This window comes from Clostridium sp. UBA1056, assembly GCA_002316385.1.
GTDB lineage: Bacteria > Bacillota > Clostridia > Clostridiales > Clostridiaceae > Clostridium_J.
The window spans coordinates 280-23,431 of record DCDL01000035.1 but is presented as its reverse complement, the minus strand read 5'-3'; the positions used below and the strand labels follow the sequence as shown (position 1 = coordinate 23,431).

The 23,152-nt window shown below is 29.6% G+C and carries 21 protein-coding genes and 1 pseudogene; 15 read left to right on the top strand and 7 right to left on the bottom strand.

Annotated features, from left to right (window positions below; genetic code table 11):
- Positions 1 to 182 precede the first annotated feature (182 nt).
- The gene (locus B3W71_RS09640) at positions 183 to 2,384 is read left to right on the top strand and encodes a type IA DNA topoisomerase (RefSeq protein ID WP_346888724.1); all 2,202 of its coding nucleotides are present in this window, start codon (positions 183 to 185) and stop codon (positions 2,382 to 2,384) included.
- Between the two features lie 215 nt (positions 2,385 to 2,599).
- Positions 2,600 to 3,463, top strand: a complete 864-nt coding sequence (locus tag B3W71_RS09635; RefSeq protein WP_346888723.1) for a cation diffusion facilitator family transporter — start codon at positions 2,600 to 2,602, stop codon at positions 3,461 to 3,463.
- Positions 3,464 to 3,592: 129 nt separating this feature from the next.
- On the opposite strand, the gene B3W71_RS09630 is transcribed toward B3W71_RS09635, so the two are convergent.
- A complete protein-coding gene (locus tag B3W71_RS09630; protein WP_346888722.1) occupies positions 3,593 to 3,751 on the bottom strand; it encodes a DUF1540 domain-containing protein in 159 nt (52 codons plus the stop codon).
- 142 nt (positions 3,752 to 3,893) lie between these two features.
- Positions 3,894 to 4,502, bottom strand: a complete 609-nt coding sequence (gene rbr / locus B3W71_RS09625; protein WP_346888721.1) for a rubrerythrin — start codon at positions 4,500 to 4,502, stop codon at positions 3,894 to 3,896.
- A gap of 372 nt (positions 4,503 to 4,874) precedes the next feature.
- Between rbr and nrdD the strand changes: the two genes are divergently transcribed.
- The 10 genes from nrdD to B3W71_RS09575 all read left to right on the top strand — a co-directional run bounded on the left by nrdD (position 4,875) and on the right by B3W71_RS09575 (position 15,976).
- A complete protein-coding gene (gene nrdD / locus B3W71_RS09620; protein ID WP_346888720.1) occupies positions 4,875 to 7,118 on the top strand; it encodes an anaerobic ribonucleoside-triphosphate reductase in 2,244 nt (747 codons plus the stop codon).
- 14 nt (positions 7,119 to 7,132) lie between these two features.
- Positions 7,133 to 7,627, top strand: coding sequence for an anaerobic ribonucleoside-triphosphate reductase activating protein (nrdG, locus tag B3W71_RS09615; RefSeq protein ID WP_346888719.1), 495 nt, complete (start codon positions 7,133 to 7,135; stop codon positions 7,625 to 7,627).
- 40 nt (positions 7,628 to 7,667) lie between these two features.
- Positions 7,668 to 8,123, top strand: coding sequence for a dUTP diphosphatase (locus B3W71_RS09610; protein ID WP_346888718.1), 456 nt, complete (start codon positions 7,668 to 7,670; stop codon positions 8,121 to 8,123).
- 136 nt (positions 8,124 to 8,259) lie between these two features.
- The gene (locus B3W71_RS09605; RefSeq protein WP_346888717.1) at positions 8,260 to 8,784 is read left to right on the top strand and encodes a hypothetical protein; all 525 of its coding nucleotides are present in this window, start codon (positions 8,260 to 8,262) and stop codon (positions 8,782 to 8,784) included.
- A 212-nt stretch (positions 8,785 to 8,996) separates the two neighbouring features.
- Positions 8,997 to 10,181, top strand: a complete 1,185-nt coding sequence (locus B3W71_RS09600) for an AI-2E family transporter (RefSeq protein ID WP_346888716.1) — start codon at positions 8,997 to 8,999, stop codon at positions 10,179 to 10,181.
- A gap of 346 nt (positions 10,182 to 10,527) precedes the next feature.
- The gene (locus B3W71_RS09595; RefSeq protein WP_346888715.1) at positions 10,528 to 11,136 is read left to right on the top strand and encodes a hypothetical protein; all 609 of its coding nucleotides are present in this window, start codon (positions 10,528 to 10,530) and stop codon (positions 11,134 to 11,136) included.
- 268 nt (positions 11,137 to 11,404) lie between these two features.
- A complete protein-coding gene (locus B3W71_RS09590; protein ID WP_346888714.1) occupies positions 11,405 to 12,718 on the top strand; it encodes an HD-GYP domain-containing protein in 1,314 nt (437 codons plus the stop codon).
- Between the two features lie 44 nt (positions 12,719 to 12,762).
- On the top strand, positions 12,763 to 13,302 hold the full coding sequence (locus B3W71_RS09585; protein ID WP_346888713.1) for a DUF5317 family protein: 540 nt from the start codon (positions 12,763 to 12,765) through the stop codon (positions 13,300 to 13,302).
- A gap of 465 nt (positions 13,303 to 13,767) precedes the next feature.
- Positions 13,768 to 14,658 (top strand): ABC transporter ATP-binding protein, encoded by an 891-nt coding sequence (locus tag B3W71_RS09580; RefSeq protein ID WP_346888712.1) that lies wholly within the window; start codon positions 13,768 to 13,770, stop codon positions 14,656 to 14,658.
- Between the two features lies 1 nt (position 14,659).
- A complete protein-coding gene (locus B3W71_RS09575; protein WP_346888711.1) occupies positions 14,660 to 15,976 on the top strand; it encodes an ABC transporter permease in 1,317 nt (438 codons plus the stop codon).
- Positions 15,977 to 16,086: 110 nt separating this feature from the next.
- Here the strand turns inward: B3W71_RS09575 and B3W71_RS09570 are convergent, their stop codons facing one another.
- The 3 genes from B3W71_RS09570 to B3W71_RS09560 form a co-directional block, all read right to left on the bottom strand.
- Positions 16,087 to 16,215 carry an LDCC motif putative metal-binding protein gene (locus B3W71_RS09570; RefSeq protein ID WP_346888710.1) on the bottom strand — a complete coding sequence of 43 codons (129 nt, stop codon included), beginning with the start codon at positions 16,213 to 16,215 and terminating at the stop codon, positions 16,087 to 16,089.
- A 397-nt stretch (positions 16,216 to 16,612) separates the two neighbouring features.
- Positions 16,613 to 16,831 (bottom strand): hypothetical protein, encoded by a 219-nt coding sequence (locus B3W71_RS09565; protein ID WP_346888709.1) that lies wholly within the window; start codon positions 16,829 to 16,831, stop codon positions 16,613 to 16,615.
- A gap of 398 nt (positions 16,832 to 17,229) precedes the next feature.
- A complete protein-coding gene (locus tag B3W71_RS09560) occupies positions 17,230 to 17,385 on the bottom strand; it encodes a hypothetical protein (protein WP_346888708.1) in 156 nt (51 codons plus the stop codon).
- Positions 17,386 to 18,085: 700 nt separating this feature from the next.
- Between B3W71_RS09560 and lysA the strand changes: the two genes are divergently transcribed.
- Entirely contained in the window at positions 18,086 to 19,393 is a 1,308-nt protein-coding gene (lysA, locus tag B3W71_RS09555) for a diaminopimelate decarboxylase (protein WP_346888707.1), read from the top strand.
- Between the two features lie 80 nt (positions 19,394 to 19,473).
- Here lysA and B3W71_RS09550 read toward each other — a convergent pair whose 3' ends face one another.
- Together B3W71_RS09550 and B3W71_RS09545 are read right to left on the bottom strand one after the other, a co-directional pair.
- The gene (locus B3W71_RS09550) at positions 19,474 to 19,692 is read right to left on the bottom strand and encodes a DUF2922 domain-containing protein (RefSeq protein WP_346888706.1); all 219 of its coding nucleotides are present in this window, start codon (positions 19,690 to 19,692) and stop codon (positions 19,474 to 19,476) included.
- Positions 19,693 to 19,852: 160 nt separating this feature from the next.
- The gene (locus B3W71_RS09545; protein WP_346888705.1) at positions 19,853 to 20,077 is read right to left on the bottom strand and encodes a DUF1659 domain-containing protein; all 225 of its coding nucleotides are present in this window, start codon (positions 20,075 to 20,077) and stop codon (positions 19,853 to 19,855) included.
- Between the two features lie 194 nt (positions 20,078 to 20,271).
- Between B3W71_RS09545 and B3W71_RS09540 the strand changes: the two are divergent.
- Both B3W71_RS09540 and hisS read left to right on the top strand, forming a co-directional pair.
- Positions 20,272 to 21,333: pseudogene (locus B3W71_RS09540) on the top strand (P1 family peptidase).
- 454 nt (positions 21,334 to 21,787) lie between these two features.
- A complete protein-coding gene (gene hisS / locus B3W71_RS09535; protein WP_346888704.1) occupies positions 21,788 to 23,104 on the top strand; it encodes a histidine--tRNA ligase in 1,317 nt (438 codons plus the stop codon).
- Positions 23,105 to 23,152: the final 48 nt, after the last annotated feature.

The window sequence follows — 23,152 nt, the reverse complement described above, 5'->3', positions numbered from 1 at the left end:
TGGGAGTAAAGAGCGGCTACAACCCTAGATAACGATTTCCCCTAAAGGACAACGACTTCTAAGTATCAAATAATACTGATACTAAGAATTCTGTTAGTAAGCTTCAGCGGGAGAAAAAAATCCCCTCTGAAGCAAAGAACTCTGTTTATTAATTAGTATAAAATAAGTAAGGTGTGAGAGAAGTGGCTAAAGTTATTATTGCGGAAAAGCCATCCGTAGCAAAAAATATTGCAGAAGCTTTAAATATAAAAACTAGAAAAGATGGATACTTTGAGGGTGAAGATTATTTAGTTACATGGGCATTTGGTCACTTGCTACAACTATATGATGCTAAGGATTATGATGAGAGTATGAAGGGATGGGAATTTTCTAAATTTCCATTTATACCTGGTAAGTTTAAATACAAGATAAAGAGCGACTCCCTTAATAGAAATATCACGGATAAGGGAGCTGAGAAGCAACTTAGTATTATTAAATCTCTTATAGATAGAGAAAATGTAGATGGAATAATATCTGCCACAGACTTTGATAGAGAAGGGCAGGTAATAGCAGATGAGCTATTTATATATTTCAACGAAGAAAAACCTGTATATAGACTTCTTTTAAATGAGTGGACTCCAGATGAAGTTAAAAAAGGTATGGAAGCTTTAAAGCCTAATGAAGAAATGAAGTCCTTACAAGATGCTGGAATAGGAAGGCAATGGGCAGATTGGGTTATAGGAATAAACCTTACCTCTGTAGCAACTTTAAGATATAAGTTTGAGGATGTTAAGATGCTAAACATAGGAAGAGTATTATTACCAACCTTAAAGATAATCTACGATAGAGATAAGGAAATTGAAAACTTTGTGGCTACAACTTATTATAAATTATCAGCTACCTTTAAGACTAAGAAAAATGAAGAGTATGAAGGAATATATTATGAGAATGATTCAGAGAAATTTGAAGAGAAATCTTACTTAAATAATATAGGAAAATTACTACAAAATAAAACGGCAGAGATAGTTGATAAGCAAACAGAGAAGAAGAGGGAATATCCACCTTATCTATTTAATTTATCAAATCTTCAAGGTCATGTTACTAGTAAATTTAAAGGATGGACTTCAGATAAGGTTTTAAAGGTAGCACAATCTCTATATGAGAAAAAGTTTATTACCTATCCTAGAACTGCTAGTGTTGTGCTAGAAGAAAGCTTAGAGGATAGAACTAGAAAGGTTTTAGAGAGTCTTAAAAAGGGACTGCCTTATGAAAATCAAATAAAGTTTGCTAAAACTAAAAGAGTTTTTGATAATTCTAAGGTAGAAAGCCATAGTGCTATAGTTCCTACTTATATAAAGCCAAGCAATCTTAGTGCCGATGAAGCCATTGTTTATAATGCAGTAAAAAATAGATTTATAATGCAATTTATGCCTATAGCTGAATTCGAGGAAACAAAAATTACTGCTAAGGTCTATGATGAAAATATAAAGGGTGTATTTATTTCAAAGGGCAAAGTTCAAATTGTTGAAGGCTGGCGTGTGGTAGAAAAGATAGAAACTAAGGATACTATTCTTCCATTAGTGATGGAGAAGGAGATAGTAGACGTTGTAGGAAATAAGGTTAATACGGTGACAAAGAAGCCACCTAAAAATCATACAGAAAAAACTCTACTAAGAGTTATGGAAACCTGTGGCAAGAGTTTGGGGAAAGAAGAAAATAATGATGAGGATGAAAACTCTACAGAAGATAACTCAGAGGAAACTTCAGAAGAATTAATGAAATCTATATTAAGTGGTTTTAGTATTGGAACACCAGCTACTAGAGCAGAAACAATTAAAAAACTTAAAGATATAGGGTATATTACTACTAAGGGAAAAAACTTAACTTGTACAGAGTTAGGTAGTACAATGGTAGAGATGTTTCCAGTTAGAGATTTATTTGACTTAGAATACACAGGTAAGCTAGAAAAAACTCTATCAGATATAGAAAAGGGTGCTGTAGAAAAAGACGTATTTATAAAGCATATTTGTGATTTTACTAGTGAATCTGTGGAGATTATAAAGAAGGATACATCTATGCTATCTAAAATAAAGGTGGAATTGCCACCAGATGCTACTAGTTTGGGAAGTTGTCCTATATGCGGAAATCCTGTAGTAGAAAGTGAAAAAAGCTTTAGCTGTAGTAATTGGAAGAATGGTTGCAAATTCACCATCTGGAAGAATGATAAGTACATTGAATCCTATGGAAAGAAAGTAACAAAAGATATGGTGGAAATACTTCTTAAAAATGGTAAGGTAGGCTTTAGAAATTTAAGAAGTAAAAAAGGAAATACTTTTGCTGCCTATTTTAGGTATGAGAAAAATGAAGAAACTGGTTACTTCAATTGGAAGATGGAATTTATTTAAAAATTAAATAAGGAATAGAGAAATTTGTAGGCTTTTGGAAAGATGATCCAATTTTAAATTAATGTTGAGTCTTCACTTATATTATTATCGATCAGTCGGTTTGAAATAAAGTGCAAACTCAACATTTTGTAAAAATTAGTGAAATGTTTTTCAAAAGCCCTTTTATAGTGAATACAAATATAATACCTATTATCAATTGATAATGGAGGAAATTTATGGAAGAGAGAACAAGCATAGGTGTAGAAGTTAGTAAAAACACAATTGTAGTCAATACTATTTTGGGAGCAATTAAGGTGATAGCAGGCATTGTAGCTAGTAGTAATGCCATGATTGCAGATGGTATTCATTCTTTTTCTGACGTAATTACTACTATAGGAGTAATAATAGGATTAAAACTTTCTAATAAACCAGAAGACAAATGTCATCCTTATGGCCACGAGAAATTCGAAAGTATGTCTTCTCTTTTCCTAGCTATAATGCTCTTTGGAGTTGCCATAGTTATAGGATATTCAGGAGTTAGAAATATTGTGGTAGGACAAATCAAAAATCCTGGAGTTCTTGCTATTTGCGCTGCTATATTATCTATTGTAGTTAAAGAATGGATGTATTTTTATACTATGAAATATGCGAATAAGATAAATAGTTCTTCCTTAAAGGCAGATGCTTGGCATCATAGATCTGATTCTTTTTCGTCTATAGGAGCTTTAATTGGAATAGTTGGAGCAAGAATGGGATGGCCAGTTTTAGATTCAGTAGCTGCTATAATTATTTGCATTGTAATTATGAAGGTAGCCTATGATGTATTAAAACAAAGTATAAACCAATTAATAGATGCCTCGGCAGATGAAAAAATTATAAGTGACATCAATAAAAAGATTCATACAATTGAGGGAATAAGACAGATTGACAGTGTAAAAACTAGACAACATGCTAATAGGATATATGTAGATGTAGAGGTGTCTGTAGATTCAAAACTTACAGTGAAAGAAGGTCACGATATAGCAATGAATATACATGAAGGTGTAGAAGAAAATGAATCTGTGAAGCACTGTATGGTTCATATTAACCCTTATGAATAAAATTAGCATAAGCATTAAATCACTAATAGATTAAACTTAAATCAATGTATAAGGTAGAAATACTCTAAGCCATATAAAGTTATATTGCTTAGAGTATTTCATTAGTAAGGGATTATATTTAGTTATATACTATTTATGTTCAAAAGATTCACAGTCAGTACATTCAATTACTGTAGGGTTTGGTTCATGAGTTCCTATTTTAATTTGGTTTAATGTACAGTAACTTTCATTAGAGTTGTTGTACTTACAATTATTAATTGTACATTTGATAGATTCATTTTTTTCCATTTTGATTCACTCCTTAAAATTTTATATTGTATTAAGGCACTATCAAATAAATANNATTTATTTTCATGTGCCTAACTACAAAATTAGTATGGCTCTTATAGTTATAATTATTCATTGTAAGTTTTTTAAAAGCTACAAGAAATTACTTTGCAAAGTAGTTAGAACCAAATTGTGAACGAGAGAATTCTATGAAGTAACCTTGAGGGTGTTGGCACACAGGACAAGCTTTAGGAGCTTCCTTTCCTTCATGTATATAACCACAATTCGTACAGAACCATTGAATTGAGTCATCACGTCTAAATAAAGTTTCTTCTTCTAATTGTTTAGCAAAGTAATTAAATCTATCACCGTGGATTTTTTCTACAGAAGCTATATTACTAAATAGTATGGAAATAGCATTAAAACCTTCTTCCTTAGCAATTTTTGAAAAATTACTATAAACATCATCATATTCTTCATATTCATTATGATGAGCAGATTTTAAAAGCTTTAAAGTAGAATCATATAAATCTACAGGATACGCTCCATTTCCAATTTCAATATTATTTCCAGCTTCTTCTTTAAGTCTTTGATAAAATTGATTAGCATGAGCCATTTCTTGATTTGCAGTGTAGGTAAATACATGCTCAACTATGTAAAGACCTTCTTTTCTTGCTACACTTGCAGCAATGGTATATCTATTTCTTGCTTGGCTTTCACCGGCAAAGGATCTCATTAAATTAACTCGAGTTTCGCTATCTTTAAAATTCATTTTGATTACCTCCAAATTTTTAAATATCATTATTAAGTTTCCAAAAGATGATGGATTTTATTCATAACTTTTCAAAGGAATTAAAGTTATACTCAAAGTGATGGTATAAAATGGTTAAATTATAAAATAAAAAACTAAAACAATATAAATATTTAAATGCTAATATAGATAAAATGAGTATGAGTTAGAATTAAATATTATATAGTGAGTAGATGTAAATTACATCAATTTATTAACATTGCTTAAAAATAAGGTGAAAGCTATAATAAATTTATGTGCATTTTTATATTTTCATAACCCATGAAGATATGAAAAATTTACTACCGGAGGGACAAGCGTAGTAATTAAAATTTCAGGGAAGGTAGGAATAATATGAAATTAAGTATTATTAAAAGAGACTCGAGAGTTAAAGACTTTGACATGGAGAGAATACATATAGCCATTAAAAAAGCCTACGAAGAGGTTCATGGCAATGACATTATGTTTAAAAATCACTGGAATGACTTGGAGACTAGCATAGAAAAGACAATTTTAGAGCTAGGAAAAGAGAAAATATTTATTGAGGAAATTCAAGACACAATTGTCAAAGCTTTGAATGATAAAGATGAGATGGTAGCAAAAGCTTATGAAGACTATCGTGAGAAGCGTAGAATTGCAAGAGATACTAATGGAGATACCTATAAAAAATTAGATAAGGTACTTCAATGTTCTGATATTATGAATTCTAATGCAAATGTAGACGAGCATAGTTTTGGTGGCCGTAAGTTTGAAAGTGCAAATGTGATATTAAAAAGATATACTTTAGACAAGGTGATAAGACCTGAAATAGCAAAAGCACATATAGAAAACAGAATATATTTACATGATTTAGATAGCTATGCTACAGGAATGCATAATTGTAGCTTTCCAGATATAAAGAAATTAGTTAATAACGGATTTACTACTAGAAATGGAGATGTAAGGGGTGCTAATGGACTGTCTACGGCTTTTCAATTAGTAGCAGTAATATTCCAAATCCAAAGCCAAGAGCAGTTTGGAGGAACAGGAAGTTGTCACATTGATTATGACTTAGAGGAGCAGGTAGATATATCCTTTAGAAAGCATTTTTCTGATGCCCTTTTTTACTTTGAAGATAAGGAAGTAAGGTGGAGAGATTTAGATGCTGAGGTATGCGTAGAGAATAAAGAAAGATTAAAGGAAAAGTACCCTAAGTTAACAGCCTTTGCTTTAAGAGAATTAGATAGAGAGGGTATGCAATCAGCTCAAGGATTATATCATAATTTAAATACCTTAGAGTCAAGACCAGGCTCTCAGGTTCCATTCACGTCTATTAATCTAGGAAGAAGAACCACTGTTGCAGGTAGACTGCTCGCTAGATGGCTTATGCTTGCTAGTATAGATGGAATAGGAAAACATCATAAAACAAGTATATTTCCAATCTCTATTTTCCAATATAAAAAAGGAATCAATGATGTAGAGGGAACTTCAAACTATGATTTGAAAAAGTTAGCTATAGAGTCCATGTCTAAGAGAATTTATCCTAACTGGGTAAACTGTGACTGGAGCAAGAATGTAGAAGACTTAAGTAATCCAGATACAGCTATGGCAACCATGGGATGTAGAACATTAGTGGGCTTTGATAGACATGGAATGGGTTACTCTAAGGTTGGAAGAGGAAATGTTACTCCAGTAACGATTAATTTAGTTAAAATAGGTATAAGGCATGGAATATGCTTAGGTGAAAGAGCCGAAGCTGATATTGAAGGATTCTGGAAAGAACTTAATGATCTTTTAGAACTTTCTGCCACAGCCTTAGTTGATAGATTTAAATATATATGTTCACAAAGTGCTAAATCAGCTCCTTTCATGTATAAAAACAAGAGTATGCTAGGCGGGGAGTATGAGTCAGAAACTTGTATTTATGATGTTATGAAGCATGGAAGTCAAGCTATAGGGTATGCAGGTATTGCAGAAATGTGCCAAGCTTTATTTGGAAAAGACCATTCCGATAACAAAGAGGTTCATAAGTTTGCTTTATCTGTAGTAGAAAGAATTTCAAAGTTTGCTGAGGAAGCTTCAGAAAGATATGACTTGAACTTTGGATGTTATGCAGCACCAATTGAATCTACTTGTGGAACTATAGTAACAGGAAATAGAGAGATTAAGGGATTAAGAGATGAATTTGGAATTATAAAGAATGTAACTGATAGAGAATGGATAACCAATTCGCATCACATACCAGTTTGGAAAGATGTAGATGTGTTTACAAAGTTACAGCTAGAAGCTCCATTTACTAAGTACCCTACTTCAGGATGTATAACTTATGTAGAGCTAGATAGCTCAGTGGTAGAAAATCCAAAAGCAATAGAGCAAATCATAGATTATGCATTTAGCTTAGACATTCCATATTTAGCTTTCAATTTTCCTATAGATACTTGCTTAAAATGTGGATATCAAGCAGAATTTAATGATAGATGCCCAGTTTGTGGCAGTGAAGAAATAGAACAGCTTAGAAGAGTTACAGGGTATTTAACAACAGATTATCGTAACTTTAATAAAGCTAAGCAGGCGGAGGTTAAAGAGAGATTTAAGCATAGTACTATAACTAAGCTATAGGAAGGAAAATAAAATTGATTGATACTATAAGATTAATAGGATATAATCCTTGTTCTTTAAATGAGGGAGTAGGTCTTAGGGAAGTATGCTATATAGCGGAATGTACTCATAAGTGTCACGGATGCCATAATGAAAAGTATTGGTATGAAGAGGGCGATTTATATAAAATAGATCAGGTTGTAGATAAGCTTACTAAAAATCCAATTACAGATATAACCATAAGTGGTGGAGATGGACTAACTGTCCAGTACGAAAATACTCTAGAATTACTTAAGAGATTAAAAGAAAAATGTAATAAAAATATATGGTTATATACAGGATATACTTGGGAGCAGTTATTTTCATTAAATAAAGCTGAAGTTTTAAAATATATAGATGTAATGGTAGATGGAAAATTTGAAATAAGCGAAAGAGACGTGACTCTTAAATTTAGAGGAAGCAAATCACAAAGAATTATAGATGTTAAAGAAAGCCTAAAGGAGAATAAAGTTAAAGAGTTTAATCTTTAAAAGATTTTAAAATATTAGGCTTAAGGAAGAGGAGATAAAGATGAGAGTAAGAGGATTTGAAATAGTTAAAGATGAAAAAAGAAAGCATCCGCATGTGGAAATACAATTACCAACAAGAGGAAGTAAACATGCTATAGCCTATGATTTATATTCACCTATTGATGTGATTATAGAGCCTATGGAAAAACAATTAATATGGACAGATATAAAGGCATATTTTCAACCAGGAGAGGCTTTAATTATCAATGTTAGAAGTTCTATGGGAAGTCACCCTGTTTTAATGGGAAATGCTCAAGGATGGGTAGAATGTGACTATTACAATAATCCTAAAAATGATGGTAATTTAGGAGTAAATCTTTTAAATCTAGGGAAAGAGCCTTATATAATTAAAAAAGGTGATAGAATAGCTCAGGCTATGTTTATACCTTTTTTAGTAAGTGATAACTGCAACACTGAAGAAGAAAGAGTTGGAGGCTTTGGGAGCACTGGTAAATAAGAAATTTTAATTTAATAATTAATGAGTAATAAATTTATTGCTTACTAATTTATTAAATCAATAGTATTTATTACTTAGAACATGGGTACTATATTCTTAATCTTTTATTATAAGTATAAAGGTAGGGATATGGTAAATGAAAAGAACTATGATAACAGTAGTAAGTTGGAGTTTAATTATTTCAGCTATTGCTATGGTGTATTTTTTTAATTTTATTGGGAGAAAAGAAGGAGAGCCATTTGTAGAAGCTATGGCAAGAGATAGTTTATTAGTTAATAATAAAATAGTTGAACATATAGGTTTAGCAGAAGAAGCTTTAAAGGAGTTTGGAGCTGTAAGTGGCGAAGAAGCTGCAAAGCTTTGGGCTAAGGGTATGATGACTAGAAATGGAGTTCTCCAATATGCTGTTATGAGTAATGAACTTCAACAAGACTTTAAAAAGCATCTTTCTGATGCAAATAATACATCATGGGTAACGGGAAATTCTAGTCCATGGATTACTGGGTATGAAATTGTAGAACAAATTGATGTAAGTAGTAAGGTCAAATTATATAAGATAAAATTTAACTTAGCTACAGCGGAAGGTGAAGAGAATCCTGTCTATAACACATTAACTATAATGTGTAATGATAATAAATGGTCTATTTCTAGTATAAGGTAGATTAAAAGAAGTTCTTATTTAATACCAATATATAAGAACTTCTTTTTTATTGAGGTTATTATAGTAAAGTAGACTAAAAAATAGTATAATTATATAGCCTAAGCTAATAATCTAGAAGTGAATAAGAAATCTAGGTATTGAATAGATAATATTATATGTAGATTATAATTTTGCGGCTTTAAATATATTAAATCTAAATAAAGGGGGAAGTTATGAAAATAAAATTAAACTCTAGTATTACTAATGAAACCGTATCTAATATTATTGTGGTTTTCGCAGGAATTATCATATTTTTTATAATTAAAAATCTAGGTGGGATTTTTGGTAAAGTAGGGGAGATAATTAATTTACTGATACCTTTTATATATGCTTTTGCCATAGCTTATTTGTTAGCTATACCAGTAAAGTTTTTAGAAGAGAAGGTTCTTAACTTTATGGACAAGAAAAAACAATATAAAGCAAAAAGACTTATTTCAATAACTATCACATATATAGTTGCAGCTATATTAATTAGTATTATATTTTCTATACTGATTCCAGAATTAAGTCGTAGTATATATACACTACTAGAAAATATACCAGTATACATTAGTGCTCTAGAGAAATATATAAATAACCTGGTTGTAACTTTAAATTTAGATGCTAATCTGGTGGAAGAGTTGGTAAAAGATTTTAGTAGTATATCTAAACATATAACAAGTATTGCGGGAACAGCAGTGTTAGATTTATTTCAATTCTCAGCTAATATTACACAATATATACTAAACATATTTATAGCAACCATTATATCTATTTATTTATTAGCAGGAAAAGAAAAGTTTTTTGCACAGATAAAAAAGGTATTGTATGCTGTATTACCAAAAAGACATGTAGGCTATATAATAGAACTTACTAGATCTAGCCATAGAACATTCATAGGATTTCTAGGAGGAAAGCTTTTAGATTCCTTAATTATAGGAATAATATGCTTTATATGCATGAATATATTTAAAATGCCATATCCTCTTCTTGTAAGCTTTATTATAGGAATAACTAATATTGTTCCTGTATTTGGGCCGTTTATTGGAGCTATACCTAGTGTTATAATTATATTTATTGCTAGTCCAATTGAGGCATTTTGGTTTATATTATTTATCATAGTACTTCAACAGTTTGATGGAAATATATTAGGGCCTAAGATTTTAGGAAATTCCACAGGTTTAACAGCATTTTGGGTAATGTTTGCTATAATTATAGGAAATGGACTATTTGGCTTTATAGGAATGGTGTTAGGTGTTCCAGCCTTTGCAGTAATTTATTCAATTATAGTAGGTATAGTTAATAATACACTTAGGAAGAAGGGATTACCTGTAGAAACTAAGGAATATGCAGCTCCAGAGAATGAACTAAAATTTTAGATATTAGGCGGAAATACATTGAAATATAGGATATATATTAATATATTTTTTGATATAAATATTTAATTTTGTATAGAGGATAATAAACTAATTAATTGATATTTTCTATAAGGCATCTTCAAAAAATGAATAAGTCAGAATGCTCGTCTATTTTGTGTTATACTGCGNNGAACCTGTTTCCTTGTCTAACTCAAAATATACTTCCCATCTTTGACTTATTATTTATTTTCAGATGCCTAATATAATGAAATGTAACAAACTTGAAAATAATTACAGAAGGTAATATTGTTAATAAAGGAAATATGATGTATAATTTAACTTAAAATATAAGAATGAGGTGTTAATTATGGATTTTATATCCTTTGAAGATGTTATAACGAAAATTCAAGGTGTGACTCATGCTAAGGTAGTGTACAATAATGAAGAGTTAGAAGAGGTTCACATTATTGCTAGTACTATAAGGTCACCTAAGCAGATTGTAAGAGACATCGAATCAGCACTTCTTGCAATATTTGATTATAGGATAGATAGAAAATTAATTAGTATAGCTCAAATAGATACTGGCGAAAGAAAATCTATAAAAAAAATTAAATATGAAGGTATTTCTTTAGGAGTTAAGGATAATAACGTGGAATGTGAAATTAGGTTGACTATGGATGATAGGGAATATGCCTCTAGGGAGACAGCGATTGGGACGAGTGTTAATAGACGAAGGGTAGTAGCTAAAGCTACTGCATCAGCCATAGAAGAAATAATTGGACAAACATCTGTATTTGACGTAGAGGATATAATTATAAACCCAATTAGAAACATATCATATGTAACCGTTATTATCAATATGATAAATAACACTGAAGAAGAGGTTCTAATAGGAACTGCTATTATAAGAAATGATATAAATGAAGCAATAGCAAAGGCTACTCTTGATGCAATAAACAGAAGAATAGAAAAATAATTAAAATGGTTTAATGGCCGATTATATTATACTTATTTAGATTTATTTTATCTTCCCTTAGCGGAGTGGAAATTATGACAGATCTTTAGCGGATATTTGTTAATTTGCATATAAGGGGGATTTTCATAATGAAAAACATGAAAAAAGTTATGCCAGCTTTAATAGCTTTATTAGCTTTAGCAATGGCTGGTGGTTCAAGCGTAACTTGGATATTTTAATTAAACATAGCTAAAATAATCGGCCTTAAATATATTTGGGAGGAATTTATGTGAAGAATATACCTTTAAAAGCAAAAGTCTTTTTTATAGCAATATATATAATAACCTTCGTTCTTTTCGTAAATTCCATTTGTCTAAATCAAATAAATATAGAAATCAAAAGTATTTGGAATGTAATATTTTTTATAATTTTAACAGCATTAACTGAATCATTAACGGTTGAATTTAAAAATATGTCTTTCAGTATGAGTTTTGCAGTAACATTAGCTGCATATATTTTATTTGGAACTTTTCAATGTATAATAATAACAATAATAGGATTTTTATTTAGAGTAATCAAAGTAGATAAAAATAAATATGGTTATAGTCATAAACATATATTTAATACTCCTATTTATGGAACAGCTTTTAATTGTTGTGCTTTACTTTTGCCTATAATTATAAGTAATTTTTTTTATAGAGCATGTGGAGGATCGTTTAATATTGAATTTATTTATTATAACATAGGTCCAATTATAATTTTCGGAATAGCATATTTTGTAACTAATATATTGATTATATCTATATTAATGTGCATAATGACAAATAAAAATTTTTGGTTTTGCTTTTTAGGAAATATTAAAGTAGGATTTTTGAACTCATTAGTGATGATACCTATAGGTATATTATTAGCAGGTATATTTCATAAACATGGTCGCTTTGGTATTGTATTTACGATATTTCCAATAATATTAATTAGATACACTTTACTTCTATACATAAATTCAAAATCTCAATTTATAGAAACTGTAGAAGCATTAATGAATGCCATGGATGCTAGGGATAAGTATACTGAAGGTCATTCTAGAAGGGTGGCTGAGATATCTGTAGCTATAGCAAAAGAGTTGAAGTATAATCAATGGAAGATTGAACAATTAAGTATTACTGCTATGCTCCATGATGTAGGTAAAATTGGCGTTAGTGACACCATATTAAATAAACCAGGTAAATTAACAGATGAAGAGTTTAAGATTATAAAAGAACATCCTCAGATAGGAATTAAAATAATAAAGGATATTAAAAATATTGATTATATACACCCTGTAGTTAGGAGCCATCATGAAAGATATGATGGAAAAGGGTATCCAGATGGTAAAAAGGGCGACGAATTGCCTCTAAATGTTTACATAGTACAACTTGCAGATACGATAGATGCCATGGCATCTGATAGACCTTATAGAAAGGGGCTTCCAACAGATATTATAATAGATGAAATTACTAAGTATTCAGGGACTCAATTTCATCCTCTTGTAGCAGAAGCTTACTTAAATATTGTAAAGAAGAATGGTGGAAAGCTGCCTTGCTATTATGAAGAAGGTAAATAGTTTAATAAAGCTTTTCTAAATATTTTTTAGTGTGGGGGATAGTCATGTTCTTATTTTCAGTAATCCTTGGAGTAGTATTAGGATATTTACTAAAAGGAAATTTAGGAAATTTAAATAATCTAGAAATTAAAGGATGGTGGCTTATAGTCCTAGGATTTTTAGTAGAATTTATAATGAAGATTTTTCTTAAATCAGAATATCTTCAAATTGGGAATTTAACTTACTTTCTAAATGTGATAATGTATAGTTGTATAATGATATTTATATATATTAATAGAAAATATAAGATGATTTTAATAATAGGATTAGGATTTATCTTAAATATTATAGTTATATTTGGAAATCAATGCACTATGCCCATTAGTGGAAAGGCTATGGAAATATTAAATGTAGCTGGACCTGTTAAGACGAAAGGTCTATACTCTATATTAAATGCAGAAACAAATTTTAAGATTTTAGCAGATATAATACCATATAAACTATGGAGATTATCTGGTATAGCTAGTGTGGGAGATATTATATTAGCTATAGGCATAATGGGTGTTATAGTAAAGGGAATGAAGCTTAAAACTGATTGTAAGTAGATATGGAATTATAATTTTATACATAATATTTAGGGGCTTTCACAAAATATATTACTAATCTTATATAGAATATTGAAGCTGCACTTTAATATTATTGTTAGCAAATGCCATTTGGATAAGTAAGAATATAAATTTTTGATTTAGTTATTCCGAAAAGACTGAGCGTTAATAATATAAGTGCTTATTCAATATTTATTTAGATTAGCTTATTTTGCGAAAGTCCCTTTTGCGTATACTATGAATTTGCATAGTATACGCATATGTTTTTTGTAATTATTTAAATATAGACATCTGTAAGTCTTTTGATAGTTTAAGAATTCATTTAAGCAAAAATTGAATCGTGCTTAAATGATAAAAATATATTGACTACAAATTTACAATACTATATATTAATACCATGAGCTTGAAAGACTGACAATAAAATTATACATAATTTAATGAAGAGTTATGTAAGGGGGAGGAAATATGTCGTTAAAGGTAAATAATCTTGTTAAGAGTTATGGTGATAAATTAGTAGTTGATGATCTAAGTTTTTCCATAGATAAGCCTGGAGTTTTTGGATTATTAGGAACTAATGGTGCAGGAAAAACTACCACTATAAGAATGATGCTAGGGATGTTAAAAAAAGACGGTGGGACGGTGACTTGGAATGGGAATACATATAATCCTAAAGAAGTTGCCACAGGCTACTTAGCAGAAGAGCGTGGTATATATTCAAAGTTTACAGTGCTAGATCAGTTAATATACTTTGGTGAGTTAAAAGGAATGACTCGTAAGGATGCTTTAAAAAGTATTGATTATTGGCTTGAAAGATTAGAGGCCACAGAATATAAAAATAAAAGAGCTGAACAATTATCTAAGGGTAATCAGCAAAAGATACAATTTATTGCAGCTTTAATATCTAATCCAGACATATTAATTTTAGATGAGCCATTAAGTGGTCTTGATCCAGTAAATACAGACTTATTTAAAGAGGTTATTAAAGAAGAGATAGCAAAGGGAAAATATATAATAATGTCAAGCCACCAAATGAGTACTATAGAGGAATTTTGTGAGAATCTTGTCATCCTTAATAAAGGGAAAACTGTACTAAGTGGTAATTTAAATGCTATTAAGAGATCCTACGGAAGAAATCACTTAATTTTAAAATGTGATGGTGATGTAAGAGAATTAGTAGAGAAATCTAATATGAAAATTTTAAATGAAAATCAAGATTATATAGAATTAGGCATTAATAAAGAAGAGGAAGCTATGATGCTACTAAAAGAAATATTAAATAGAGATATTTCAGTTATAAGATTTGAGCTTAGAGAGCCAACTCTTCATGAAATATTTATTGAAAAGGTGGGTGAGTAGAATGAATATGGATAATTTTTGGAAGGTTACTAAATTTACTGTAGCTCAGCAGGTTAAAGGAAAAGCATTTAAGGTTTCTACCACCATTATATTAATTGCAGTACTTATATTAACATCTTTAATAAACTTTATCCCTGCATTTTCAGGTAAGGATGATGACAATAAAGAAGCTACTAATGGTACTATGAATGTAGGAATAGAGACTGCTTATTATATGGATGATTCTGATTTAGGAATAGACTTAGAGCCATCAATAAAGGCAGTATTACCAAATTTGAAATTTGAAAAGGCTACAGAAAGTAGAGCATCTATAGTAGAGAAACTTCAAACCACAGAAGATAAAACAGTGCTAGTATCCATTAGTAATGAAGCTGTGGGATACTACGTAGAGGTAATTACCCCAACTAGTAATACAGTATCTTCAGAAGATGGACAAATATTAGCACAAGCTGTATCTAATGTTTTAAATAGTAGTAGATTAATCAATGCTGGAGTATCACAAGAGGATTTAGAAAGATTATCTACACCTATAAATACTCAAGTGTTTACTGCTGGAGCTCAAGATGATACTTTTGAAGATATTATAATAAAAAGTGTATTTCCTATGGTGGCGTGTATGCTGCTATTCTATATAATTTACTTCTATGGATATTGGGTTGCTAGTTCTATAGTTGCAGAAAAGACTTCAAGAGTAATGGAATTATTACTTACATCAACCAAACCAATGGAACTTGTTGTAGGTAAATGTGTTGGTATGGGATTCTTAGCAATAACTCAATTTGCATCTATACTACTTACTGCTTATATATCTTTTGTAGGAAGTGGGGCTATAGTTAAGAAATTTATAGATACTTCTGCAAATATATTTGATATATCGGCCATACTTGGAAGAATTCCAGTACTACAGTTAATATTAATAATACTATTCTTTATATTAGGATATGTGCTGTATGCTGTATTAAACGCTTTAGTTGGTGCAACTATAAGTAAGTTAGAAGACTTAAACACTGCTCTTATGCCAATATCATTTATCTCAATAATAGCTTTTTACTTAGCATTTGCAGCAATAATGGCACCTGAATCAACAATAGGAACTATTGCAACTTATGTACCATTCTCTGCACCATTTTATATACCATCTATGATCTTATCAGGCACGTTAGGAATGGCAGAAATGGGTGTTTCATTGTTAATATTAATATCAACAATTGTAGTATTAACTTTATTTACAGCTAGAATATACTCTGTAGTAATACTTCATACAGGAAATAGGCTTAAAATAAAAGATTTATTCACTATATTTGGTAACGAAAAATAACTATTAACTGTTTTTGATAAAATTTAAAGGTCTGTTTAAAAATAATTTGCTATCCTTTATAAAGGAATGAGATTACTTTTAAACAGACGAATTTTTTTAGTTTAATAAACTTAAGGATACTTTTTATCTTGTTTATTTAACTTACAACAGTCCATTCTACCATTACCATATAATTCCTCATTTTGTTTTGCAATCTTCTCTAAAAAAGCATTAATTGCATTCTTCAGCCTGGTAAACATATTACCCCTCCATTATGAATAAATTTTTAGACCTACAATATACCAATAATTTTAACCTATATTTCTTATGAGTTGTTTTTATCATAAGAGATCTTATACTTTTATAAATATTCATCATAATTATTGATTAAATTATATCAAGAATTTATGTATTTTTAATGGAGATTCTTATTATAAACTTTAAAATGTAATACTAAAATTTTGGCTATTAAATAATTTTTTACACTACTTCCAAGTAGCTGAAATAAATTTACCAATAATATAAAGAAACAGAGGTATTAACCTTATACAAACTAATTATAGTAACTCAAGTAATCTGAAAGTGGTATAATTGCTTAATTTATCCTTTTGATGCCTGTAGGTCAGGGTATAATTACCATATTAAACTATATATAAATTAAACTATATAGCATTTTATTAAATCATCACCATTTTGGCTTTCATCAGTATTTAATATTTCTTCAAGACCTTCTTCTACATAATACTCACTATTATGTTCTCTTACTCTAATCTGTGTATTGTTACTTGATAATGATGGCTGTTTAGGACATTGATTTCTTTGTTCAATTGAAACATTTTTAAGTAATAGACTTTTAGGAATTTCTCTTATTTCCATGGCTCTCTCCTTTTAATTATATTATATATACCGTACAAAGTTAGACTTTGCTTACTTTATCTAGATTGTAGCAAAATGATATATGCTATAATACTTTCTATTCTTATAATAGTATAATCAGATTAAAAGATTTTATTTAATAAGAATCATGGATATATAATTTATCACTAGCGTTCAATTATTAGATTGAAAATACTAGTGACAATAATTCTATGTAGTAAATTTGTATTTCTACCATTAATGCTTCCATTTAGCGAAGCTATATAGTTTAAGAGTAAGAGATTAATAATAGTCAATATAAATGTTTTTATAAGTTAAACGCCAGTGATAGCCTATATACTAAATAAAATATAGCAGCTTTCTATGATTTTAACTATAGAAAGCTCCTATATTTTTAATTACCTAAGGGTAGTATTAGTAGAAGGTTCTTTTTCACCATATGGAGAATGCTCATGGGCTTTATTTTTAACACCTTCTTGATATTTAGGTGATGTTGGATCAGCCTTAAGGGTAGTAGTTTCTTTGTTTTTAGTTTTACAATGGCTTTTAGACATAATAATACCTCCTTAATATAAGTAATATTATGATTTGTAGAATTTTAAAAAATAATACTGGTAATATACTCTATATATATCAATAGTATTATAAAAAATAATAGATAAAAAACAAAAAATAAATAGACTAGGTTATATATGGGGGATCCCTAGTCTATTTCTCTTATATTTGGGTGGTAAAGTTAATTAATATGGAGATATTAATCAAGTATATTTCTAGTATTACCATATACCTATTTTCTAAACAGGTAAAATTAAAATTATTAAATAAATACTTATAGTTTTTATAATAATGTATAATCAAGGATTAAATGCAAATATGAAATATGGTATATGAAGTATTGCATGGTTTTATTTGTGAACATAATTAAAAATTTGTTCTATTATTTATATAATAACTTTTTCATAAGTTGCCTTAGTATTTTCTTTATCTTTGTAATTAATAAGTAATGAGAAGGGGTTGAGTCTACTATAATTTCAATGAAGGGACCTTCTTTGCTAGCTAGGAATAGCTTAGCTTTAATATCACCGTCCAAGCTATAATTTCATTTTTGAATTCTACCCATGCCATACCGCCTGTCATAAGAAGAATTTTAGGCATTCCATCTACTAAAGAAGCATTTTTTTATTTTGCACTTATGTATCCAAATAAATGTTAGCATCATAAACTTATATTGGGGAGCTGAAAGGAGATTTTACTATGAACTTATTTGGAACAATGAACATTAGAGAAAACAATCTTTTTGTAGGTGAAATTAATACCATTGAGCTAGCTAAAAGATTTGGTACCCCTCTTTATGTTATGGATGAAGAGCAAATTAGAGAGAACTGCAGAAGATTTAGAAAAGCAATGAAATCTAAAGGGAATAATAACAAGGTAGCCTATGCTGGAAAGGCATTTTTAACAAAGGCTATTGTTCAAATTATAAAAGATGAAGAGCTTTGTCTTGATGTAGTTTCAGGAGGGGAAGTATACACTGCTATAGTCAGTGAATTTCCTATGGAGAGGGCATATTTTCATGGAAATAATAAAACTATAGAGGAAATAAAGTTAGGAATAAAAGCCGGGGTTGGAACCTTTGTTGTGGATAATATGATGGAGCTTGAAAATATTAATAATATATGTGAAGCTTATGGAAAAAAACAAGATATATTACTTAGAATAATACCAGGAATTGAGGCACATACTCATGAATATATAAAAACTGGACAGATTGATTCTAAGTTTGGGTTCACTCTTTTAGCGAACAATATATTTGGAGTAGTAAAAGCCATAGGTGAATTTGAAAATATTAATTTAAAAGGACTTCATTGTCATATAGGATCACAAATATTTGATATAGAACCATATAAAGAAGCTGTAAGGGTTATGATGAATTTAATGAATAGTATTAATAATAATTTTCAAGTTAATATGACAGAGCTTAACCTAGGCGGAGGTTTTGGTATATATTATGGTGAAGGTGACGACCCGAAAACTATAGAGGAGTATTGTGATGGAATTCTAAATGAAGTAGAAATTTGTAGCAGCAAACTACAGATAAAAAATCCTAATATAATAATAGAACCAGGGAGAAGTGTAGTAGGAAATAGTGGAATTACTTTATACACTATAGGAGGTGTTAAAGAAATTCCTAATATTAAGAGATATGTATCTGTAGACGGAGGGATGACAGATAATATAAGACCATCACTATATAGTGCACAATATCAAGGCTTAATAGCAAATAATGTAGAAAATAACGAGGAAGCTTTAGTTACGGTTTCAGGAAAGTGCTGTGAATCAGGGGATGTACTAATAAATGATATAAGCCTTCCAATGGTAAGAAAAGGTGATATATTTGCAGTGCTTTCTACAGGCGCTTATTGTTACTCTATGAGTAGTAACTATAATAAAATTCCTAAGGCACCAGTAGTTTTAGTAGGAAAATTAGGACCTAGGCTCATATGTAAAAGGGAAACCTATGAAGATATGCTAAGAAATGAATTAGATTTAGAGATTATATAGTAATAAATTTTAGCTTATAACAATTAATATAGGAGAAAGGTAAATAGAAAAGGGAGCAATAAACGCTCCCTTTTTCTTAATTAACCTATTGCATGATCTGTAGTACTAGTGTCTACAGTTATAGCAGATGCTTTAGAAACTAATTTCCCATTTTTGCTTTTAAATATTCCAGTGGATATAATATAGTCCATTATATTGTTGATTTCTATAAGAGATATACCATCTTTAACAGAATTAACTGTAAGAGTATATTTACCTTCCTTTTCGTCCTTAAAGGTCATAACTAATTTCTTTTCCATTAATAATCCTCCTTATTATTAAAAACTACAACTATGGTTGAATAGATAATTATACTATTGGGAGTATAGTATAATTTGAATTTGGTTATTCTTTTAGTTGACAGTAGTCTATATCAGATTTATGATTTCTTCAAATAAGATTAAACTACTTTTATCATATTTAGCCTTCATTTAAAGTATAATCATCTAGCTTTTTGATCTCAGTGGGCTCACTTACGAGTATAGCTCCGATGACCATACCGAGATTATAGATTTCCTCATCAGTAGAAGCTTCACTTATCTTTGAAAATTTTTGACTTTGAGTTTTAGGGGTACCATCTTGATTTTGACCATTTACATATTTAATAACTAAGGCCGTATTGTTTTTAGTATTTGTTATTGTCATAGTATCAACTCCTTTCAATGAATAAGTATGCAATTTAGGAGTATAGTGGAAAATATTTATAAAGTTTTAAAGTTAATATTTTTGTAGTAAAATTAAGGAAACAAATATTTTATAAATCATTATTTAAGAATATATAAATGAGAATATAGATTTATTAACTGAAAGTTATAACTTGATTATGCAGGGAGGAAGCAATGAAAAGAATTAGAGACTATGGAGTGAGTGTAGGAAATTTACAAACAGGAGAAAAAAATAAAATTACAGATGTAAAGGGAGTAAAGGTAGGTCATGTTACCTTAAGACATGGAGAAGTTAATACAGGAGTAACAGCTATATTACCTCATGATGGAAATATATTTAAGGAAAAAGTGTTTGGAGCTGTACATGTAATAAATGGTTTTGGAAAAACTACAGGAACTATACAGATAGAGGAGCTTGGAACTATTGAAACTCCAATTATGCTTACAAATACTTTAAGTACAGGCATAGTAAGTCAAGGTTTAGTTAGATATATGCTTTCAATGAATCCTGATATTGGAATTAAGACTGGTACTATTAATCCCATAGTTGGAGAATGTAATGATGGATTTTTAAATGATATTAGAGGATTACATATTAAAGAGGAGCATGTAATTGAAAGTATAAATAATGCATCTATAGAATTTTAAGAAGGAGCAGTTGGAGCTGGTACTGGGATGAGTTGCTTTGGATATAAAGGTGGCATAGGATCTTCATCTAGAAAGATAAAGATTAAAGCTGAAGAATACATTCTTGGTGCTTTAGTACTATCCAATTTTGGAATAAAGGAAGATTTTATACTTAATAGTAAGGATATTAAAACCATGATACATGAGAATAAGGAAAATACAAATGTAAATAATAAAGGGTGTAGTATAGATAGTTTGGAAAAAGGATCTATTATGATAGTGTTAGCAACAGATGCTCCATTATTGCCAAGACAACTTAAAAGAGTAGCTAAGAGAAGTATTGTGGGAATGACTAGATTGGGATCTTATCTTGGAAATGGAAGTGGAGATATAGTAATTGCATTTAGCACAGCTAACAAAATTAATCACTATGAAGAGAAGGTCACCAGTGAAATTAAAGTAATTAACGAGAATTATATTGATTTCTTTTTTAGGGCAGCAGCAGAAGCTGTAGAGGAATCAATTTTAAATTCATTAATTTCAGCTGATACTGTAGTAGGACGACAAGGAAATAAAGTAGAAGGTTTATCAAAGTTATTAAATATATAAATAGGGGAGTAAATAATAAAAAGTTTTTAGAAATTATATTTTATCAATACACATTTAGAAGCTTCATTTATTAGGAATTCTTACTTAGTATATAGTTATTAAGTGTATGGTTATTAAATAAAATAGAGCAGGAACAGCTTAAAATTGTTGACATGAAATATATATAATGATAAATTGTTTATAATAGGATTTATTTACACAGGAGATGGTTATAGTGAAATACTTGCTAAATATAAAATATGAACATCATCATAGATACAAGGTCTTATAATTATGGTTTTAAAATCAAGCCATAGATAAGGCCTATTTGTGCGAAGGCAGATGTATCTATGGAGTCTATTGAGTTTTATGTCTCTAAAGATACTAGTTGTCTTTAGAGTTTTTTTTATCTTATGAAAGCTTCAGATTTTCAAATTAGTATTAAACGAGTTTTATAAATTAAGGAGAGATTTATATGAGTACAAAAGTAACAAAGCCTAGTATACTACCAGGATTTATGGAACTTACTCCAAGGGAGCAAGTTGCATTTAATAATGTTTATGATGTCATTAGAAGAAATTATGAGGCCTTTGGTTTTCTGCCAATTGATACTCCAATAATTGAGAAAAGTGAAGTATTACTTGCTAAAACTGGAGGAGATACAGAAAAACAAATTTATACTTTAACTAAAGGTAGCACAGAGATGGCACTAAGATTTGACTTAACAGTACCCCTTGCACGTTATGTGGCTCAACACATGGAAGAGATTGCTTTTCCATTTAAAAGATATCAGATTGGAAAAGTCTATAGGGGAGAAAGAAATCAAAGAGGTAGATTTAGAGAATTTTATCAATGTGATGTAGATGTTATAGGAAATGAGTCCTTAAGTATAGTTAATGATGCTCAAATTCCAAGCACTATATACAAAATCTTTAAAGAGTTAGGTTTTGATAATTTTAAAATAAGAATTAACAATAGGAAAATCCTTGATGGATTCTTAAGAAGTTTAGATATAGATAATTATATTGAAGTATTAAGAATTGTTGATAAGATTGAAAAAATTGGAGAAGAAAAGGTCAGAGAGGAATTAGGTGAATATATAAAAACTAGTGAAGGAATAGATAGTCTTATTAAATTTATAACAGTAGAAGGTAGTAATGACGAGAAGATTCAGTTCTTAAAAAATAGTGAAATTACTCATGAGAGATTCTTAGAAGGTGTTGAAGAATTAGAGACTGTAAATAAATACATTAAAGCTTTTGGAATACCAGACAAAAATTATATAGTTGACTTTAAAATAACTAGAGGATTAGATTATTATACTGGAACTGTATATGAAACTTTCCTAGATGATTATCCAGAGTTTGGCTCAGTATGTTCAGGTGGAAGATATGATGATTTAGCTCAATTTTATACAGAGAAGAAGCTTCCTGGAGTTGGAATATCTATTGGATTAACAAGATTATTCTGGAGCTTTATGGAAAGTAATATCATCGATTTAGATAGTAACTCCTTAATAGATGCTTTAGTTATGCCTATGGATGAAGATTTTGATTATAGTATTGAAGTTTGCAATAAGTTAAGAGAAGCAGGAGTTAAGGTGGATATTTATCTTGAAGGTGGAAAGTTTGCTAAGAAGATGAAATATGCAAATAAATTAGCTATACCATATGTTATTATAATTGGAGAAGATGAGAAGGCAACTAATAAAGTACTTTTAAAGAATATGGAAAGTGGAGATCAACAGCTAATATCTGTAGAAGAGGTAATATCAATTTTAAATATTAAATAGGGTTAAGGCATCTTCAAAAAATAAGTAAGTCAGAATGCTCGTCTATTT

Coding starts and splice junctions, on each gene's coding strand:
- B3W71_RS09635 (WP_346888723.1), top strand. CDS start 2,600: ATGGAAGAGAGAACAAGCATAGGTGTAGAAGTTAGTAAAAACACAATT.
- B3W71_RS09630 (WP_346888722.1), bottom strand. CDS start 3,751: ATGGAAAAAAATGAATCTATCAAATGTACAATTAATAATTGTAAGTAC.
- rbr (WP_346888721.1), bottom strand. CDS start 4,502: ATGAATTTTAAAGATAGCGAAACTCGAGTTAATTTAATGAGATCCTTT.
- nrdD (WP_346888720.1), top strand. CDS start 4,875: ATGAAATTAAGTATTATTAAAAGAGACTCGAGAGTTAAAGACTTTGAC.
- B3W71_RS09610 (WP_346888718.1), top strand. CDS start 7,668: ATGAGAGTAAGAGGATTTGAAATAGTTAAAGATGAAAAAAGAAAGCAT.
- B3W71_RS09605 (WP_346888717.1), top strand. CDS start 8,260: ATGAAAAGAACTATGATAACAGTAGTAAGTTGGAGTTTAATTATTTCA.
- B3W71_RS09600 (WP_346888716.1), top strand. CDS start 8,997: ATGAAAATAAAATTAAACTCTAGTATTACTAATGAAACCGTATCTAAT.
- B3W71_RS09595 (WP_346888715.1), top strand. CDS start 10,528: ATGGATTTTATATCCTTTGAAGATGTTATAACGAAAATTCAAGGTGTG.
- B3W71_RS09585 (WP_346888713.1), top strand. CDS start 12,763: ATGTTCTTATTTTCAGTAATCCTTGGAGTAGTATTAGGATATTTACTA.
- B3W71_RS09580 (WP_346888712.1), top strand. CDS start 13,768: ATGTCGTTAAAGGTAAATAATCTTGTTAAGAGTTATGGTGATAAATTA.
- B3W71_RS09575 (WP_346888711.1), top strand. CDS start 14,660: ATGAATATGGATAATTTTTGGAAGGTTACTAAATTTACTGTAGCTCAG.
- B3W71_RS09570 (WP_346888710.1), bottom strand. CDS start 16,215: ATGTTTACCAGGCTGAAGAATGCAATTAATGCTTTTTTAGAGAAGATT.
- B3W71_RS09565 (WP_346888709.1), bottom strand. CDS start 16,831: ATGGAAATAAGAGAAATTCCTAAAAGTCTATTACTTAAAAATGTTTCA.
- B3W71_RS09560 (WP_346888708.1), bottom strand. CDS start 17,385: ATGTCTAAAAGCCATTGTAAAACTAAAAACAAAGAAACTACTACCCTT.
- lysA (WP_346888707.1), top strand. CDS start 18,086: ATGAACTTATTTGGAACAATGAACATTAGAGAAAACAATCTTTTTGTA.
- B3W71_RS09550 (WP_346888706.1), bottom strand. CDS start 19,692: ATGGAAAAGAAATTAGTTATGACCTTTAAGGACGAAAAGGAAGGTAAA.
- B3W71_RS09545 (WP_346888705.1), bottom strand. CDS start 20,077: ATGACAATAACAAATACTAAAAACAATACGGCCTTAGTTATTAAATAT.
- hisS (WP_346888704.1), top strand. CDS start 21,788: ATGAGTACAAAAGTAACAAAGCCTAGTATACTACCAGGATTTATGGAA.